Source organism: Micromonospora sp. WMMD961 (assembly GCF_029626145.1).
Classification (GTDB): Bacteria; Actinomycetota; Actinomycetes; order Mycobacteriales; family Micromonosporaceae; genus Micromonospora.
The window spans coordinates 2403851-2420434 of the sequence record NZ_JARUBJ010000002.1; the positions used below are offsets into that span (position 1 = coordinate 2403851).

17 protein-coding genes are annotated in these 16584 nt (G+C 72.1%); 7 read left to right on the forward strand and 10 right to left on the reverse strand.

Annotated elements, in window-relative coordinates:
• Positions 1-56: 56 nt before the first annotated feature.
• The 4 genes from O7614_RS11375 to O7614_RS11390 form a co-directional block, all read right to left on the reverse strand.
• A complete protein-coding gene (locus tag O7614_RS11375) occupies positions 57-1046 on the reverse strand; it encodes a transporter (RefSeq protein ID WP_278138426.1) in 990 nt (329 codons plus the stop codon).
• On the reverse strand, positions 1043-1933 hold the full coding sequence (locus O7614_RS11380; RefSeq protein ID WP_278138427.1) for an ABC transporter ATP-binding protein: 891 nt from the start codon (positions 1931-1933) through the stop codon (positions 1043-1045). The genes O7614_RS11375 and O7614_RS11380 overlap by 4 nt, the downstream gene beginning before the upstream one ends.
• A gap of 20 nt (positions 1934-1953) precedes the next feature.
• Complete coding sequence (locus O7614_RS11385) at positions 1954-2361, reverse strand: GntR family transcriptional regulator (RefSeq protein WP_278138428.1); 408 nt, start codon at positions 2359-2361, stop codon at positions 1954-1956.
• Between the two features lie 428 nt (positions 2362-2789).
• Entirely contained in the window at positions 2790-3062 is a 273-nt protein-coding gene (locus tag O7614_RS11390; RefSeq protein ID WP_278138429.1) for a hypothetical protein, read from the reverse strand.
• Positions 3063-3280: 218 nt separating this feature from the next.
• On the opposite strand from O7614_RS11390, the gene O7614_RS11395 reads away from it, so the two are divergent.
• The 4 genes from O7614_RS11395 to O7614_RS11410 all read left to right on the forward strand — a co-directional run bounded on the left by O7614_RS11395 (position 3281) and on the right by O7614_RS11410 (position 7317).
• On the forward strand, positions 3281-4420 hold the full coding sequence (locus O7614_RS11395; protein WP_278138430.1) for a hypothetical protein: 1140 nt from the start codon (positions 3281-3283) through the stop codon (positions 4418-4420).
• A gap of 31 nt (positions 4421-4451) precedes the next feature.
• A complete protein-coding gene (locus O7614_RS11400) occupies positions 4452-5501 on the forward strand; it encodes a nitronate monooxygenase (RefSeq protein ID WP_278138431.1) in 1050 nt (349 codons plus the stop codon).
• A gap of 67 nt (positions 5502-5568) precedes the next feature.
• Entirely contained in the window at positions 5569-6651 is a 1083-nt protein-coding gene (locus O7614_RS11405; protein WP_278138432.1) for an SRPBCC domain-containing protein, read from the forward strand.
• 9 nt (positions 6652-6660) lie between these two features.
• Positions 6661-7317: a hypothetical protein gene (locus O7614_RS11410; RefSeq protein ID WP_278138433.1), complete on the forward strand. Its 657-nt coding sequence runs from the start codon at positions 6661-6663 to the stop codon at positions 7315-7317.
• Between the two features lie 52 nt (positions 7318-7369).
• Here the strand turns inward: O7614_RS11410 and O7614_RS11415 are convergent, their stop codons facing one another.
• Complete coding sequence (locus O7614_RS11415) at positions 7370-9406, reverse strand: glycosyl hydrolase family 28-related protein (RefSeq protein WP_278138434.1); 2037 nt, start codon at positions 9404-9406, stop codon at positions 7370-7372.
• A gap of 219 nt (positions 9407-9625) precedes the next feature.
• On the opposite strand from O7614_RS11415, the gene O7614_RS11420 reads away from it, so the two are divergent.
• The 3 genes from O7614_RS11420 to O7614_RS11430 all read left to right on the forward strand — a co-directional run bounded on the left by O7614_RS11420 (position 9626) and on the right by O7614_RS11430 (position 11649).
• The gene (locus tag O7614_RS11420; RefSeq protein WP_278138435.1) at positions 9626-10705 is read left to right on the forward strand and encodes an NYN domain-containing protein; all 1080 of its coding nucleotides are present in this window, start codon (positions 9626-9628) and stop codon (positions 10703-10705) included.
• A 286-nt stretch (positions 10706-10991) separates the two neighbouring features.
• On the forward strand, positions 10992-11213 hold the full coding sequence (locus O7614_RS11425) for a hypothetical protein (protein ID WP_030335934.1): 222 nt from the start codon (positions 10992-10994) through the stop codon (positions 11211-11213).
• Positions 11214-11481: 268 nt separating this feature from the next.
• Complete coding sequence (locus O7614_RS11430) at positions 11482-11649, forward strand: hypothetical protein (protein ID WP_278138436.1); 168 nt, start codon at positions 11482-11484, stop codon at positions 11647-11649.
• 21 nt (positions 11650-11670) lie between these two features.
• Here O7614_RS11430 and O7614_RS11435 read toward each other — a convergent pair whose 3' ends face one another.
• From O7614_RS11435 to O7614_RS11455, 5 genes are all read right to left on the reverse strand, one after another.
• The gene (locus O7614_RS11435) at positions 11671-12795 is read right to left on the reverse strand and encodes an acyltransferase (RefSeq protein WP_278138437.1); all 1125 of its coding nucleotides are present in this window, start codon (positions 12793-12795) and stop codon (positions 11671-11673) included.
• 257 nt (positions 12796-13052) lie between these two features.
• Positions 13053-13325, reverse strand: a complete 273-nt coding sequence (locus tag O7614_RS32220; RefSeq protein WP_347404344.1) for a DUF1062 domain-containing protein — start codon at positions 13323-13325, stop codon at positions 13053-13055.
• 53 nt (positions 13326-13378) lie between these two features.
• On the reverse strand, positions 13379-14440 hold the full coding sequence (locus O7614_RS11445) for a Gfo/Idh/MocA family oxidoreductase (protein ID WP_278138439.1): 1062 nt from the start codon (positions 14438-14440) through the stop codon (positions 13379-13381).
• Between the two features lie 103 nt (positions 14441-14543).
• Positions 14544-15209, reverse strand: coding sequence for a response regulator transcription factor (locus O7614_RS11450; protein WP_278138440.1), 666 nt, complete (start codon positions 15207-15209; stop codon positions 14544-14546).
• Positions 15197-16489, reverse strand: a complete 1293-nt coding sequence (locus tag O7614_RS11455; protein WP_278138441.1) for a sensor histidine kinase — start codon at positions 16487-16489, stop codon at positions 15197-15199. The genes O7614_RS11450 and O7614_RS11455 overlap by 13 nt, the downstream gene beginning before the upstream one ends.
• Positions 16490-16584 lie beyond the last annotated feature (95 nt).

A 16584-nucleotide genomic window follows, 5' to 3' on the forward strand; every position in this document is an offset into this window, starting at 1 on the left:
AGGCCCCCGCGCCCCGACGAGCACCCGTCGTTGTCCACGCGGTCCGCGGTCGCCGCCTACGCGATCCGGCGGACCCGGCGCACGGCGAGATAGAGCAGCAGCAGGGCGAGGGCGACGAAGATGCCCGTCTCGATGCCCTGGAACAGCCAGAACCGGTCCGCAGGCTGGTACAGCTGCCAGTTGTACGCGCCCGGTTCGAGGCCCAGCTCGGCACCGCAGGCCCGACCGTCCGGGCCCTTGCCGCCCGGCGGGCACTGGATCCGGGTGTCCTCCGCGATCATCGTCCCGTCCGGGTTGCGGACGCCCTGGGTGAGGATCCAGTCTCCCCGGCTGATCTCTGGTGGTCCGTCCCCCTCGATCGGGAAGGTCTGGGTGCGGGCGGGCTGGTAGTGCGGCCGGGCCAGAAGCGCCACCGCCGCTCGTACACCGATGAACCCGGCGAGGGTGATGCCCATGGCGGGCAACATCCGCTTCCAGACGGTGCCGGCGAAGACGCCCAGCGCCACGGCGAAGAGCGTGTAGCCGATCGGGACGACGCCCTGGAGGTCGAAGACGATCATGCCGAGGCGACCTTCGTAAGCGGCCTGGGTCAGCGGCTCGACCCACCACGACATGCCCAGCCCGTAACCGATCGCGAGGAGCAGCACGGCGGCGGCGACCAGCCCGAACTTCGTCAGCGCCCAGCGGGTGCGGCCGACGCCCTGGGTCCAGACGAACCGGTGGGTGCCCTGCTCCACCTCCCGGGCGACCAGCGGGGCGCCCCAGAACAGGCCGACCAGCACCGGCAGGGTGATCAGCAGGACGGCCAGCAGGTTGAGGCTGCCGTACTGGTTGCTGAAGCGGTGGAAGCCCGCGTCGCATGCCTCGCGGGTCGTCACGGCCACGTCGGCGCGGGCAAGCTGGGCGACGCAGTCCGTCAGCCCGAGGTCGGCGAAGGTGTTCCGCATCGACAGGCCGATCGGCACCAGCGCGGCCGCTAACACGGCGAACGCCAGCAGTGTGAAGAGGGCCTGCTTGCGGTGTTGCCGCCAGGTCAACCAGATCATGCTGCCACCCCCCACGCGCTGTGACTGGTCTGCGCGGTGCCCTCGGCGAGATAGGCCAGGACGACGTCCTCCAGGCTCACGTCGCGCAGGGTCCAGGCCGGGTCGGTGACCGGCCCGTCGGTGCGCACCAGCAGTGTCGACTGCCGGTCGGTGTGGCTGGCCCGGACGACGGCGGCGACGCCCCCGATCGGGCCGCCGTCGTGCCGTGGCCCGACCAGTTGGCGGTGCTCGGCGACCAGGTCGTCGACCGCGCCGGTGAGCTGCACCTTGGCGGCGTTCAGCACGATCAGGTAGTCGCAGACGCGCTCCAGGTCGGCCAGCAGGTGCGAGGAGAGCAGGACGGTGGTGCCGGAATCCGCGACGCTGCCCATCAGCGACTGGAGGAACTCACGCCGGGCCAGCGGGTCGAGGCTGGCGACCGGCTCGTCGAGCAGCAGCAGCCGGGGCTGCTTGGCCAGCGCCAGGGCCAACGCCACCTGGGCCCGTTGCCCGCCGGAGAGCTTGCCGACGGGTCGGTCCGGTGGGATGCCGAGCTGCGCCAGCCGGGTGCGGGCCAGGTGCGCGTCCCACCGCTTGTTCAGCTTGCCGCCGGCGACGACCAGCTCGGATGCCGTGAAGTCCCGGTAGAGCGGGGTGTCCTGGGCGACGAAGCCGATGTCGGCGAGGCCGTCCGTGTCACCGTACGGGGATCTGCCGAAGACCCGGACCGCGCCCGCGTCGGGCTTGAGCAGGCCCACGGCCAGGTGTAACAGCGTGCTCTTGCCCGCACCGTTCGGCCCGACCAGCGCGGCGATCCGGCCGGCCGGCAGGTGCAGCGAGCAGTCCCGCAGCGCCCAGGTGCTGCCGTACCGCTTCCCCAGCCGGTCTGCCTCCAAGACATGGTCCATTCTCTGTCCTCTCGTTCCGCTCACGCGGGTTCCTTCTGCGGGGTGTCCTCGGCGAGGGTCGCGCGCAGCGTGGTCTCCACCAGGGCGATGACGTCCTCGGCGGTGAGGCCGGCGGCCTGCGCCCGGTGCAGCCAGGCGACCAGGTCGTCGCGTAGCTCGGCCTGGTTGGGCAGGGACGCGCCGGCCAGGGTGCGCTGGACGAACGTGCCCACCCCGGGTCGGCCACCGACCAGACCCTCGATCTCCAATTCCCGGTACGCCTTCAGCACCGTGTTCGGGTTGATCGCCAGGGATTGCGCGACGTCCCGGACCTTCGGCAGCTGGTCGCCCGGTGTCAGCAGGCCGACCCGCAGAGCCTGTTTCACCTGCTGCACGAGCTGCATGTAGGTGTTCACCTTCGACCGGCTGTCCAGTACGAACTCGATCACTCGCGCTGATCCTTCCTGTTGTCCTACGACAGTAGGACTAATAGACAGCTTCACCGGCGAGGTGGCCGCTGTCAAGGCCGGCGCGGCGCGCCCTGCCGGGACCGGCGCGACACCGGCGGCTGCCCGGCGTGCCGGCCGAGGTGGCACCGGTAGGCCACGAATTGGCACCGAGGGGTCAGCCGCCCCGGGGAAGGAACCGGCGGCAATTCAGGCGGAAAGGGGGAGGTGGGCGATGGTCACCAACGACCTGACGACGCCGGAGCCACTCCACTACGGGCACCCTGCGCCCGTGGGCGGGTGCGCCGCGTCCCTGGGGCGATGACGTCTCGGCCCGGTCCCGGAGCAGGCGTCCTCGTCAGCCCTGGCGCCGGGCGACCCGCAGCCGCATCACCGGCCGCCAACCCCCGAGGGATCTACGACCTCACGAACTAAGTCCGACGGCCCTCGTCGCGGGCGGGAATCTCCTGGCGTTGTTCGAGAGCGTCCGCCGGGTTGGCGTCGGCCGGCAGGGACGTCACTTCCTCCAGCGAGCCCGCCGGGAGTGCGCCCTGCTCGGCCAGGTCCGCCTCGGCCGCTTCGGGGTCGACGTCACCCGACACCCGGTCCGGCGGCCCGTCGTCGACGGCGCTCTGCCGTTGCTCCTGGGCATCCGCCTCCGGAGGAGGGAACGTGTCGCCCTGATCATCCCGGTACGTGCTCATCGGAGCCTCCTGCCCGGCGGGTGTCGACATGCCGCCGGGCTGCTGCCTACCCGCCGCGGCCGCCGACACGCGTAGCGGCTGCGTCATCTCAGCCGGCACCGGTCAGGCGGTCCCGAGCCACCGCGACCATCTGCGTACCGCGACTACCACCGTCGCCGGTCGGGATCGGACAAGATGGGCAGGCGGCCGGGGCGCGGCCGCGACGAGGAGGACGGGCGATGCGGGTACGCGGGCGGTTGAGCTGGGGGCGGCGTCCCCGGGTGGGGGCGGCGCTGGGGGCTCTGCTCACCGGCGTGGTCGCACCGGCGGTGGTGCTGACGCCGGCGGCGGGCGCAGCGGCGGTGGTGCTGACGCCGGCGGCGGGTGCACCGGCGATCGGTGCGCCGGTCTGCCAGATCCGCGACGACCGGCTCCGCGAGATCTCCGGAATGGTCGCCACCGACGACGGGTACGTGGTCGTCAACGACGGCGCCGACGACGAGGCCCGTCGCCGGATCTTCTTCCTCGACCAGCGGTGCGCTGTGGTCCGGGCGGTCTCCTACCCGTCCCGGCCCCGGGACACCGAGGACCTGGCCGTCGGCCGGGACGGCACCGTCTGGGTCGCCGACATCGGCGACAACGATCGTTCCCGTACGACGGTCGGGGTGTGGCGGCTGGCACCGGGGGCGGAGCAGCCGGTGCTGCACCGGATGACCTACCCGGATCGCCCGCACGACGCCGAGGCGGTGCTGCTCGACGCCGACGGCCAACCGCTGATCATCACCAAGGGTGGTAGCGGCACCGTCTTCCTGTACCGGCCGACCACCGCGCTGCGACCGGGGGCGACGACGCCGCTGGCCCCGGCCGGCCAGGTGGTCCTCCCGACGACCAGCACCAGCAACCCGTTCTCGTTCCTCGGGCGGGGTGTGGTGACCGGCGCGGCGACCGCGCCGGACGGGCGTCGGGTGGTGCTGCGCAGCTACGCCGACGCCTTCGAGTACGACGTCCCCGATGGCGACGTGGTCAAGGCGTTGACCTCCGGCACCCCCCGGACCACCCCGTTGCCGGACGAACCCCAAGGTGAGTCGATCACCTACAGCCGCGACGGTGGGTCACTGCTCACCGTCTCCGAATCCGCCGACCAACCCCCGGGAACCCGTCCGACGATCCTGCGCTACCCGGCCACGGCCGAGACGGCACCGGCCACGGCCCCGACGGGCTCCATCGGCCCGGTGTTGCCCACCAACGTCCGTCCGATCGCCGAGGACACCATCGGCCTGGGCGGCCGCACGTGGCCGCTGGTCGCCGTCGCCGGGACACTGCTCGCCCTGCTCGGGCTCGCGGGGGTGCTGCGGTGGAGGCACACCGCACGCCACTGAGCGGACGGGCCGGTGCGGCAGGATGATTCCCATGTCCACGCTGTCCGCGTTGCGTCACCCGATCATCGCCGCCCCGATGGCCGGCGGCCCGTCCACACCCGCGCTCGCGGCTGCCGTCTCCGCAGCCGGTGGGCTGGGCTTCCTGGCCGCCGGGATGATCGACACCGGCCGGCTGGTCGCCGACGTGGCCGAGGTCCGCGCCCGCACCGACCGGCCGTTCGGGGTCAACCTCTTCCTGCCCGACCCGGGCGGCGTCGACGAGGTCGCCATCCAGGCGTACGCCGAACGGCTCGCCCCGCAGGCCGCCCAGCGCGGGATCAGCCTGGGTGAACCGGTCGGCGGCGACGACGCGTACCCGGAGAAGCTGGCCGCCCTGCTCGCGGACCCGGTCCCGGTGGTGTCCTTCGTGTTCGGGCTGCCCGATCGGGCGGCGGTGGCCGCCCTGCGCGAACGGGGCACCGAGGTGTGGGCCACGGTCACCCGCCCGGACGCCGCGACGGCCGCCGCCGACCTCGGCGTGGACGCGGTCGTCGTGCAGGGCACCGAGGCCGGTGGGCATCGTGGCGGCCTGCCGGACGACGACGACTACGCGCTGCTGCCGTTGCTCCGGCTGACCGCCGCCCGCTGTGACCTGCCGTTGGTGGCGGCGGGGGGCATCGTCGACGGTCCCGCACTGGCCGCCGTGCTGGCTGCCGGCGCCACCGCCGCGCAGCTCGGCACGGCCTTCCTGCGGTGCCCGGAGGCGGGTAGTTCGCCGATGCACCGGGAGGCGGTGGCCGGCACCGCGCCGACCGCGTTGACCCGGTCGTTCACCGGCAAACGGGCCCGTGGCGTCGCCAACGACTTCCTGCGTCAGCACGACGCCGCGGCACCGAGCGGTTACCCGCAGGTGCTACATCTGACGCGTCCGCTGCTCGCCGCCGCCCGCCGCGACGGGGACGCGTCGGTCGCGAACGCGTGGGCCGGGCAGGCGCACGCGCTGGCCCGGGACCTGCCGGCGGCCGAGGTCGTCGCCGAGGTGAGCGCCGCTGCCCGGGCGGCGCTCGTCGGCCTGGTCGAGCGGTCGACCCGCTGGGGGTGACCAGCGCGCCGACAACCGGCCCGGGCGGGCGGGGCGGGACGGGCCGGAGACCCGTTAGAGTCTCGCCGTGATCGAGATCGGCGCGCAGGTCGACCTGTCCCACCCACCCGAGCGGGTCTGGCTCGCACTGACCGATCGGGAACTGCTCGGCCGGTGGTTCGCCGAGGCCGAGACGCTGGAGGGCATACCGGATCGGCTGCTGCTGCACACCGACGGGTTGCCCGGCTTCGAGGCGAACGTCGAGGTCGAGGTGACCGACCGGCAGGAGCCGGAACGTCTCGTGCTGGCCTGCGACGAGGCCGGCCGGCTCAGCGAGCTGACCTGCCTCGTCACGGCCACCACGCAGGGCTGCCGGCTGGAGGTGCGGGAGGTCACCACGCACGGCGGGTGGTCCGTCGAGCAGCAGAAGCCACGCGAGCAGCAACTCCGGCAGGCGCTCACCGTGCGACTGCCGGCCATCCTCGACTGGCTCGCCTTCCAGCAGGTCGACCTGCGGCGCGGCGACGGTGGGATGACCGCCGAACTGCCGCTGGTCGGCGCTTCCCGCAACGGGCCCGCCCGTGCCCGTCGGCGGACGGTGGTCGCCGTGCTGGTCGGGCTGGCCGTCCTCGGCGGGTCGGTGGCGTGGGTGGCGCTCCCGGTCGGCGGGAAGCAGAGCGCTGCGCCTCCCGCCCCCGCGTCCCCGTCGCCGTCCGTGACGGCCGTCGAAGTCGCCACCACCCCTCGCGCGACAGCCTCCGTGCGTCCGTCGCGGACGGCCACGTCGCCGACCGTCCGTCCGAGTCGGACCCCGTCGGTGAAGCCGACACCGACCGCCACGGCGGCGGTGCCACCACCACCCCCGCCGCCGTTGACCGCCCGCTACGAGACCGACTCCAGCCGGCTGTTCGGCTACACCGGCGAAGTGGTGGTCGGCAACCCCGCAGCCACTCCGGCGGCGAGTTGGGCCGTGGTGGTCACCTTCGCCGACGGCAGCATTGTCGACGACGTCGAGGGCGCGGAGGCGCGACAGGACGGCAGGACGATCACCTTCACCGGTGGGGCGCTGCCGGCGGGCGGAACGCAGACGTTCCGTTTCGACGTGCGCGACAACCGCCCCAAGGCCCGGGAGCCGGAGAGCTGCACGGTGGGTGGCAACCCGTGCGCCTAGGCTGCGGTCATGGCACTGCTGCACCGGGCCACACTGCGCCCCACGAAGCTCGACCTGCTGGCTGCCTGGCTGCCGGCCCAATCCTGGTTCGCCGGGCCGATCGGCGAACCCGCCGCGTTGACCGGCGCCGACCTCACCGGCCGGGGCGCATACCGCTTCGACGACCCGGCCGGTGAGGTCGGCATCGAGACGATGCTGGTCGGCACCGCCGACGGGCCGGTCCACCAGGTCCCGCTCACCTACCGCGCCGCGCCCCTGGACGGTGCCGAGGACTGGCTGGTCGGCACCACCGAGCACTCGGTGCTCGGCACCCGCTGGGTGTACGACGGCTGCGCCGACCCGGTGTACGTCACCGCGCTCGCCCACGCGATTCTCGCCGGCGGTGGCCAGGCGGAGCAGTACTTCGAGGTCGACGGCCGACGCGAGGTGCGCGAGCCGACGGTGACCATCGTGGTCAGCGGCGCCGGCGCGGCCGAGGTGCCCGCGATCGGCGCGGTGCGCCGGGTGGTCGACGAGGACCACACGCTCATCGACACCGAGGCCGTCGAGTTGGTCGTCGTCCGACGGCCGGGCACCGGGTCCGACGGGTCGGCCGGGGCCGTGCTGGCCGGTAGCTGGGACGGTCAGCCGACCACGGTGCCGCTGGCGTACGCCACGCTGCTCTGATCTGTCTTCGGGTGCGGTGGGCGGCCCGAGAGCGCCGGGCCGCCCACCGCGTTCACCACTGGGCCGGAGGCGGGGGCGGCGACACGGGTGGCCGGTCGTCGCAGGTGATGGTGTTGGGCAGCAGCCACGGTGCGAGCCAACCGCCGTCGTTGCCGCCGAGGTCGGTCACTGTGAACTCGGAACCGGCCGGGGTGAAGTGGAACGAACCGCAGTTGTTGACGCCGACCGCGCCGACGTTGCGGGCGTCCACGTTGGCGAACGAGGCGGACCCGGCCGTGCGGGCACTGACCACCGAGGTGCCGGTGCCGTCGACCCGGATGTCCCGGAACTGCACGTTGGTGATCGAGTAGAGGTCCTTCACCGGCCAGTCACTGACCAACATGATCGCGTTGTACGTGCTGTCGAGGTACGCGTCGCCGGTCACCTGGATGTTCGCGTCGATGCTGCGGTCCAGCGCGAAGATCCAGATCGCGCCCAGTCCGATGTTCCAGTTCAGCTCGTACGTGCCGGCGCGGGCGGTGGTGTTGTTGGTGATCCGCAGGTGCCCGGTGAACGGTTCCGCGCCGAAGCGGGAACCGGCGTGGATGCCGCTGCCCTCGCGGACCGGGTCGGCGACCAGGTTGTGCGAGACGGTGGTGTCGGTGCCGCCGTAGATGGCGATGCCGTTGGCCAGGGTCGGCGACTGCACGGTGTTGTGGTCGAAGGTGTTGCGCGCGTTCGCCGTCTTCTCCGACCACATCGCCAGGCCGTCGTCGCCGGTGTTGCGGACGAAGTTGTGTGCCACCACGGAATCGGTCACTCCGGTGTGGAAGTTGAGCGCGTCGGCGATCTGGTCGACGATGATGTTGTTGGTGATCCGGACGTTGCGCATCGGCCCGTCGAACCACACACCCACCTTCGTGTGGTGCAGGTAGAGCCCGTCGATGGTCGAGTCACTCATCGCGCCGCCGATGGCGTTGACCTGGTCGGTGTCGATGCGCTCCCGGACGTCGCCCTCGATGGCGAAGCCGGAGAGGTGGACGTTGCGGCTGCCGCCGTCGGCGGCGTCCCGGCCGTAGAACCCGACGCCGGTGTGCACCGAGCCGTCCGGGGCGGGCGTGGGCAGGGCGACCTCGCGGCCCTTGATGACGGTGTGCCAGTTGCCGGCGCCCTCGATGGTCACGTCGTCGACGATGACGTGCCGGTTGACCTGGTAGGTGCCGGGCGGGATGTAGACCTTGAGGTGGGTGCGCCGGGCGAAGGCGATGGCCTTGTCCAGGGCGTCGGCGGAGTCCCGTCGGCCGGTCGGGTCGGCCCCGAAGGCCAGCACGTTCGCCGCGAGCAGCCGGATACGCGGTGGGGCGACCAGTTCGGAGTCGAGCAGGTCGATGACCGTCCAGGCGGCGGCGGTGCCGGGTGGCGCGGTGAGCCGGATCCTGTCGCCGGCCCGGTAGGTGCGTCCGAGCAGGAGTCGCTGCTCGTCGTAGAAGTGGGTGGGCCTAAACGGCGTGCTGATGCTCGGGTACGGCGTGGTGGCCGCCGGCACGCACTGGCACTCGGTGATCCACCAGTCCGGGTGCAGCAGGCCGGCCTGCGGGTCGTTGGAGAACGGGTACTGGTTGTAGAGCCACGAGTACTGCGACGTGAGCGTCATGGTGCGCAGGTGCTTACCGTTCACGGCGACCCGTAGCGGCGCGGTGATCCCGCCGCCCTGCGGCGCGTCCGGGATGCTGTACCGCACGGTGATCCCGTTGGCCGCGCTGGGCAGGACGAACTCCACGTACTCCCCGGGGGTGAGCCGGACCGCCCGGCGGCCGGAGGCTTCCGCGGGCAGCGTGTAGGCGGACCGGTCGGGGCCGATGATCTCGCCGTTGGTGCGGGCGTTCTCGGCTTCCTGCTCGACGAAGCCGACGTTCGCGCCACGCCCGGCGACCAATGCCGGGTCGAGGGCGGCCCGGGTGACGACGGGCGTTGCGCCGGGCGAGACGGTCGGGCCGGCGACGGCCATGGTGGGTGTGACGACCAGCAGGGTGAGGCCGGCCGCGAGCGCGGCTGCGGTGGCGGCCGGACGGCCGGGGCGTCCCCGCGCCGGCATGATGGTCCGAAACATCGGTGACCCTCCTGGGTGGATGGTGGTGGGAGGTACGCCCGTGCGCCCCCGACGCCCGGCATTGATCGTCATGATGTCAGCACGAAACACCGTGCTGCAAGGTTGCAAGCGAACAACGAAAAGAAGCGACAATCAGGCCGCAAGAAATGGACGGTCGTCGAGTTGAGGTGTCGCGCGTCGTCTGCCTCGGCCAGCTCACGGCGGGCGTAGGCTGACCCCGTGGATCAAGAAGACCGGATCGCCCTGTTCCTCGACTACGAGAACCTCGCGCTGGGCGCGCGCGACCACCGTGGCGGCGCGGACTTCGACTTCCGGCCCATCGCCGACGCGCTGGCCGAACGAGGTCGGGTGGTGGTCCGTAGGGCGTACGCCGACTGGTCGTACTTCGACGAGGACCGTCGGATGCTCACCCGGTCGCACGTCGAGCTGATCGAGATCCCGCAACGGATGGGCGCGTCCCGAAAGAACGCCGCGGACATCAAGATGGCCGTCGACGCGATCGAGTTGGCGTTCGAGCGCGACTACATCTCCACCTTCGTGATCTGCAGTGGGGACAGCGACTTCACGCCGCTGGTCCACAAGCTGCGCGAGCTGAACAAGCGGGTCATCGGCGTCGGGGTCGAGGGGTCCACGTCGGCGCTGCTCCCGCCGGCCTGCGACGAGTTCCTCTACTACGACCGGCTGGAGGGTCTGGACATCCCGCCGACCCGCAGCCAGCGGGCCCGTCCCTCCCGGCAGGCCAGCGCGGACCAGCGCCCGCCCGAGCCCGAGCCCGAGGTGGACCGCCGTCCCGCCGGTGAGGAGCCCGGCCGGGACGTGGACACGCTCGCCGTGCTCGTCGCCCAGACGGTGGCCGGGTTGCAGGGCAGCGCCAACGGCGAGGTCACCGCGTCCCGGCTCAAGCGCACCCTGCTCCGTAAGGACCCGACGTTCAGCGAGTCCGACTACGGCTTCCGCACCTTCGGCGAACTGCTGCGCCACCTCGCCGAGCGCACCGTGATCGAGTTGGCCGAGGGGCCGGCGAAGGGCGACCCCGAGGTCTCGCTGCCCGAGCACGGCGACCGGGAGGTGGCGTTCGGTCTGCTCCGGGGCGTCGTGGCGGAACTGGGTAGTGGCGGTAACCCGGTGGCGTTGTCCGGGCTGAAGAACCAGGTGCGCCGGGCCCGCCCGGACTTCAGTGAGAAGAAGCTCGGCTATCGCAGCTTCCTGCAGTTCTGCAAGGCCGCCGCCACGGTTGGCGCGGTCGACCTGCGCTGGAGCCCGGAAGCCGACGACTACCTCCTGACCACGCAGACCTGACCGCCCACCGCCCTCTTCCGGCGGCCTTCGCGCGTTGATCAAGAAATGTGCGTCATCGGGAGCGCGGTTCGTGATGCGAACCTCTTGATCAGCGAGGTTCGGGGGTAAGGGTGGCGGGTAGGGACAGAGTGGGTTCCTGATTCGTTGGTCAGGAGCGGGAGAACCGCCCGTTATGGTCTCGAACCGTCAACACTTGGCCTGAAGTGCGCCTGAGTTGTCCCGCTTGCCCCGGTCCAGGCATACCTGCGCCGTACCCTCGGCGCGGGAATTGCTATACGGTCGGCGAATGAAGGTGGAGGAGCACTGGTGGAACGGAGACACGACCCCGCGCGGGCGCCGGGACGTGTACATCCGTACTGACGGGCAGGGTTGGGAGGTCCGCGCCCAGATCGGTGGGGCGTCGGGTCGTGAGCGGGTGCAGCAGTGCCCCAGCCGGGCCTCGGCGGCCATCCTCGCCGACGCCTGGCGCGGCACCCACCCATCCTGGCGCGAGCTGAAGCAGCGCTGATCCGGCACCGGGCCGGGTCGGCAACGCTCCCGGGCTTCAGCCCGGCGCGCCCGCCGACCGGCCCGGCGCTCGGTAACGTCGGTCCCGCAAGCGCTCAGCGGTAGCCGAGGATTTCTCATCTCCGTGATCAGGTGATGAGAAATAGGTCCCGGGGAGCGGATTCAGCTACTTTCCATCACTTGATCAAGGGCGACCGGCATGCCTCCGTGTCTCCGTCGACAGTCCGGGTACACGGAGGGCTGCCGGTCGCGCTCGATGGAGGTCGCCCATGTCGCAGGGCCCCGCTGAGGAGAACCCCAGGCTCGACGAGGAGTTCCGGGAGGCCGAGCGCCAGCTCGCCAACCTCACCACCACCTCGCCGGACGACGCGCTGACCGACGACGACGCGCGAGCACCGGACGACGCACCCTCCGAGGAAGACCCTCGCCCGGAGTGACTGCTCGCGACATCCTCGCGCTCAGGGGCGGGAGATCTCCCTGCGGCTGTGTGCGCCAGCGGTGGCCGGCTCCCGCCGGTGCGCGCCACGGGGGCGGGCGGACGAAGCCGTTTCCGGCCCGCGGCTCACCGACAACTCGTTGCCGCGCGACCCGAGGAACGGCCGTTCCAGCAGGTGGTAGCTGAGGGCGGTGCCGGCCAGGGCGATACCGATGCCGATCACGCCGACCGCGATGCTGGGCAGACCGAGCCAGTTGCTGCTCAGCAGCACGATGGGGAGGGTGTGCCAGAGGTAGAGGCTGTAGCTGATCCGCCCGGTCACCACCAGCGGTCGCCAGGACAGCAGCCGAGCCGGGCCCGGGCGGGCCTCGTAGCCAGAGATGATGAACAGCACGGCACACCCGACAGTCAGCGGGAGTGCGACGAGGCGGTAGGCCGGCGAGTAAGGATCACTGCCGAACACCGTCCACAGCGCGACGAACGTGAACGCGGCCACCAGGGCCGGGCGCCCACCGGTCCGGAGCCTCGGGATCGAGCCCCGGGCCAGCGGAAAGGCGATCGCGGCGCCGACCAGCAATTCACCGGTGTGGGCCAGCGGGCCGTAGTAGAACCACCAGGCGGGTTGGACAGCCGCGACGAGGTAGAGAGCCCCGGCGGCGAGCAGCGCGAGGTGTGCGGCGCGCGCCGCCGGCATGCGGCGGAGCCGCAGCACCGCCAGGGGCCAGAGCAGGTAGAAGTACCACTCCACCGAGAGAGACCACGTCATCGAGAAGGGGTCGATCGGGGTGCCCACCAGTGTGATCCACAGCGAGGACGCCTGGACCGCCGCCACGAGGGCGTGGCGCAGGGACGTCTCCGGCGAGAGGGCGCTGTCGGGTAGGAGCCAGGCCAGCGCGGTGATGCCCACCAGCGTCCCGACCAGCGGTGGGTAGAGCCGTCGTACGCGGTTCCGTAGGAAGCGCCCGTACGGCGGCACCCGCTTGACGAGCAGTGTGGTGATGATGAAGCCGCTGAGGACGAAGAAGAGGTCGACTCCGATGTAGCCACCCTCGAAGGCAGGGAATCGCTGCCCGATCCAGTGGACCGCACATACGGCCAGGATGGCGATGCCACGGATGCCGTCCAGGTGGTCCACGCGAGCCCGCACAGCAGGTGTGCTCCTCGGGGAGTCGAACCTGGTGACCCTGACATCGTTCACCGGAGGAGAATCGCACACTTTTCAGGCCCTATGGTGACTTATGCGTCCTTCTGTCCATTGGCGACCGCGCCTCACCTCACGCCGTGACACCGACGTCGACACCCGCCCCGTGGGCCTGCCCGGCCGGTACACGCCGGGCAGGCCCCCGGTCGCGAAGAGGGCTCAGCGCTTCAACGTGAAGGTGGAGTCGCCGGAGAGCCTGCCGCTCAACCGGGCCACCGAAACGATTTCCCCTCGGTGATCAGTCGGTCGACCTCAGCCCGCGCCAGACCGAAACCGTCAGCGATCAGTCGTGTCGGCCGGACCGGGATCCGTGCTCCGAAGCGGACCGCGACGTCGATCACGTCCCGGTCCAGGTGATCCGGTCCGCCGGTGTCGAGACGCCAGCGGTTGACGGCACGTCCTTGCCTAGACGACCTGGTTGGGCAGCACGCTAACGGCGCACGGCGGCACCGCTCCACTGGTTTTCGCGCGCACACCTCAGCAGCCCGGGTGGCGGGACACGCCTACCGGTCGGGTGTCAAGGCCCAGGTCAGGCGGCCGGGACCGGCAGCACCGCGCCCTCGGCCGCCGACCGGTGCGCCAGCTCGATCAATTCGACCGTGTAGACCGAGTCCCGGGGGTCCACCGGCATCGGCACACCGTCGCGCAGCGCCGCCGCCACCTGCGTGTAGAAGCTCTGGTACGACCCGGGCTCGGTGGTCACCTGCCGCAGATCACCGTCGACGCCGAGCATGCCGTACCGCTCCGGCGGGACCTCGCCCCAGCCCGGCTGGTCCGGCCGGCCGCCGTCGTGCAGCGCCGCCTCCTGCACGTCCAGCCCGTAACTGGTGTAGCCGGCCCGGTCGCCCAGCACCCGCAGACGGGGCCCGAGCTGGGCGGTCATCGCGCCCATCCACAGGTGCGAGTGCACCCCGTTGGCGTGGGTCAGGGCCACGAAGGCGTCGTCATCGACAGCCGCGCCCGCGCGGCGACGGTCCACCTCGGCGTAGACGCGGTCGACCCGACCGAAGAGCTGCACCGCCTGGTCGACGAGGTGGGCACCCAGGTCGAAGAGGGCGCCACCGGCCTCCTCGGGCCCGGCCAGCTCCCGCCAACCCGGCCTGATCGTCGGACGGAAGCGCTCGAACCGGGACTCGAAACGCAGCACCCGCCCCAACTCGCCCTTCTCCACCAGACGGCGGGCGGTCAGGAAGTCACCGTCCCAGCGCCGGTTCTGGAACACCGTCAGCGGCACCCCACGCTCGGTCGCCTCGTCGACCAGCGCGCGGCCCTCCGCGGCCGTCGCGGCCAACGGCTTGTCCACCACGACCGGCAGGCCGGCCGCGAGCGCCGCCCGCGCCATCGGCACATGCTGCCGGTTCGGTGTCGCCACCACGACCAGGTCCAGATCATCCGGCGTACGCCAGAACCCTTCGGCGTCGTCGACCAGGCGGGCGTCCGGGAAGAGCTGCCCGGCCTGCTCGCGCCGCTGCGGATCGCGGGTCACGATGGCGTCGAGCCGCAGCCCGGGCGTCGCGGCGATCAGCGGTGCGTGGAACACCCGACCCGCCAACCCGAACCCCAGCAGACCAACCCGCAGCTCCTCCGCCATGACCGTGCCCCCATCTCCCCGGCCCGCGCCCCGATGCGGCGGCGGTACCGCGCAGGAGAATCTACGCCCCGAGCGGGCCGGCCCGATCTCGGCCCGGTGCTGGTCAGGCCGGTGGGTCGGCCCGTAGGTAGGTGAGGACCGCGAGCACCCGGCGGTTGGTGTCGTCGCTGGGCGGTAGGTCGAGCTTCAGCAGGATGTTGCCGACGTGCTTGCCCACCGCCGCCTCGGTGACGTGCAGCCGGGCGGCGATCGACGCGTTCGACCGGCCCTCGGCCAGCAGCGCCAGCACCTCGCGTTCCCGGGCGGAGAGCGCGGCGAGCGGATCGCGCGGGCGGTGCAGAAGTTGCCGGACGACGTCCGGGTCGATGGCCGTGCCGCCGGTCGCGACCCGACGCAGCGTGTCGACGAACTCGGTGACCTCGGCCACCCGGTCCTTGAGCAGGTACCCCACCCGTTGGCCGTCGCCGCTGTCCAGCAGCGCCGCCGCGTACCCGGTCTGCACGTACTGGCTGAGCACCACGACCGGCAGGTGGGGTCGCTCGGCGCGTAACGCGACGGCGGCGCGCAACCCGTCGGCACGGCAGCCGGGTGGCATCCGGATGTCGGTCAGCACCAGGTCCGGTTCGTGCTCGCGGGCCGCATCCAGCAGCTCGGGCGCGGAGCCGACGGCGGCGCACACCGTGAAGTCGAAGCGGGTCAGCAGCGCGACCAGGCCCTCCCGCAGCAGCACCTCGTCCTCGGCGAGCACCACCCGGGTCAGCGACGGCACGGCAGCTCCACCCGGACCAGGGTAGGCCCGCCGGGCGGACTCGACAGCAGCAGCCGGCCGTCCACGGCGGCGACCCGGTCGGCGAGACCGGTCAGGCCCGTACCCAGGCTCGGGTCGGCGCCGCCACGGCCGTCGTCGGACACCTCGACCACCAGGTCACCGCCGCGCCGGCTGAGGCGTACGTCCGCGCGGGTCGCCCCGGAATGCCGGACCACGTTGCCCAGCGCCTCGGAGACCACGAAGTACGCGGTGGTCTCGACGATCTCCGGTAGCTCGGCGTCGAGGTCGGCGTGGACGGTGACCGCGACGGTGGACGCGTCGGCCAACTCCTGTGCGGCGCCGGCCAGACCGAGGTCGGTGAGGCTCTGCGGGCGGATGCCGTGCACCAGTTGCCGCAGCATCACCATCAGGCCCCGGGCCTGGTCGTGCGCCACCGCGAGGGGTCGGGCGGCGGGGGAGTCCTCGGGTACGTCCAACCGGGCCAGGCCGAGCTGGAGGGTGAGGCTGGTCAGCCGCGGCTGCGCCCCGTCGTGCAGGTCCCGCTCGATCCGGCGCCGTTCGGCCTCGTACGCGCCGACCAGGCGGGTACGGGAACGGGCGACCTCGCGCAACGCCGCCGCGTCGACCGGCCAGGCCAGCGCCCACCGGGCCGCGGTGGCCTGGACCGCGGCGATCAGACCGGCCGCGTAGCAGAGGACCGGCAGGAGCAGCACACCCACTATCGCGTACGGGACGGCTTCCCCGCTGGTCTCGATCGGCTGCCAGATCACCACCGGCTCGTTCGGGTCGCCGGCCAACCACGGGCTGGTGATCAGCCCGAGGTCGAACACCAGCAGCAACACGAAGACCCAGTACGTGATCGGGGTGACCCCGCCCAGCCAGAACAGGTACGCCACCTCCCGCCACCCGGCGGCCGTGCGGTACCGGGCGGCCAGGCCCGGCCACGGCGACGGGGGAAGTGGGCGGCCGTCCACGAGCCGCAGTCGCCACCGCTCGACGGCGGCCACCGGGAGGCTGACGATCGGCGCGAGCGCGAGCAGGCTGAGGCTGCCGACCGCCAGGAACAGCATGAGCGGAACGCCCGGCGGCCGGTCGTGCAGCAGCAGTCCGTTGACGGCGGCGAGCAGGGGTGCGCCGATGACGAGCAGCCCGACGGCGAGCACGCCCGCGATCGGCACCGTGCTGACCAGGTAGGCCAGCGCCCGCCAGGGCCAGGCACAGACCAGCCAGTCGCGGCGACGCAGCGCCTCGGACAGGTGCGAAGGACGTTCCGGGGTCATGCCACAGACGCTAATCGTGGGCGAGCGGCCACCCCAGCCGTCCAGATCCACTCTCCGAGGTATGCCCAGCACTACCGGCGAACGGTGGTGCCGGG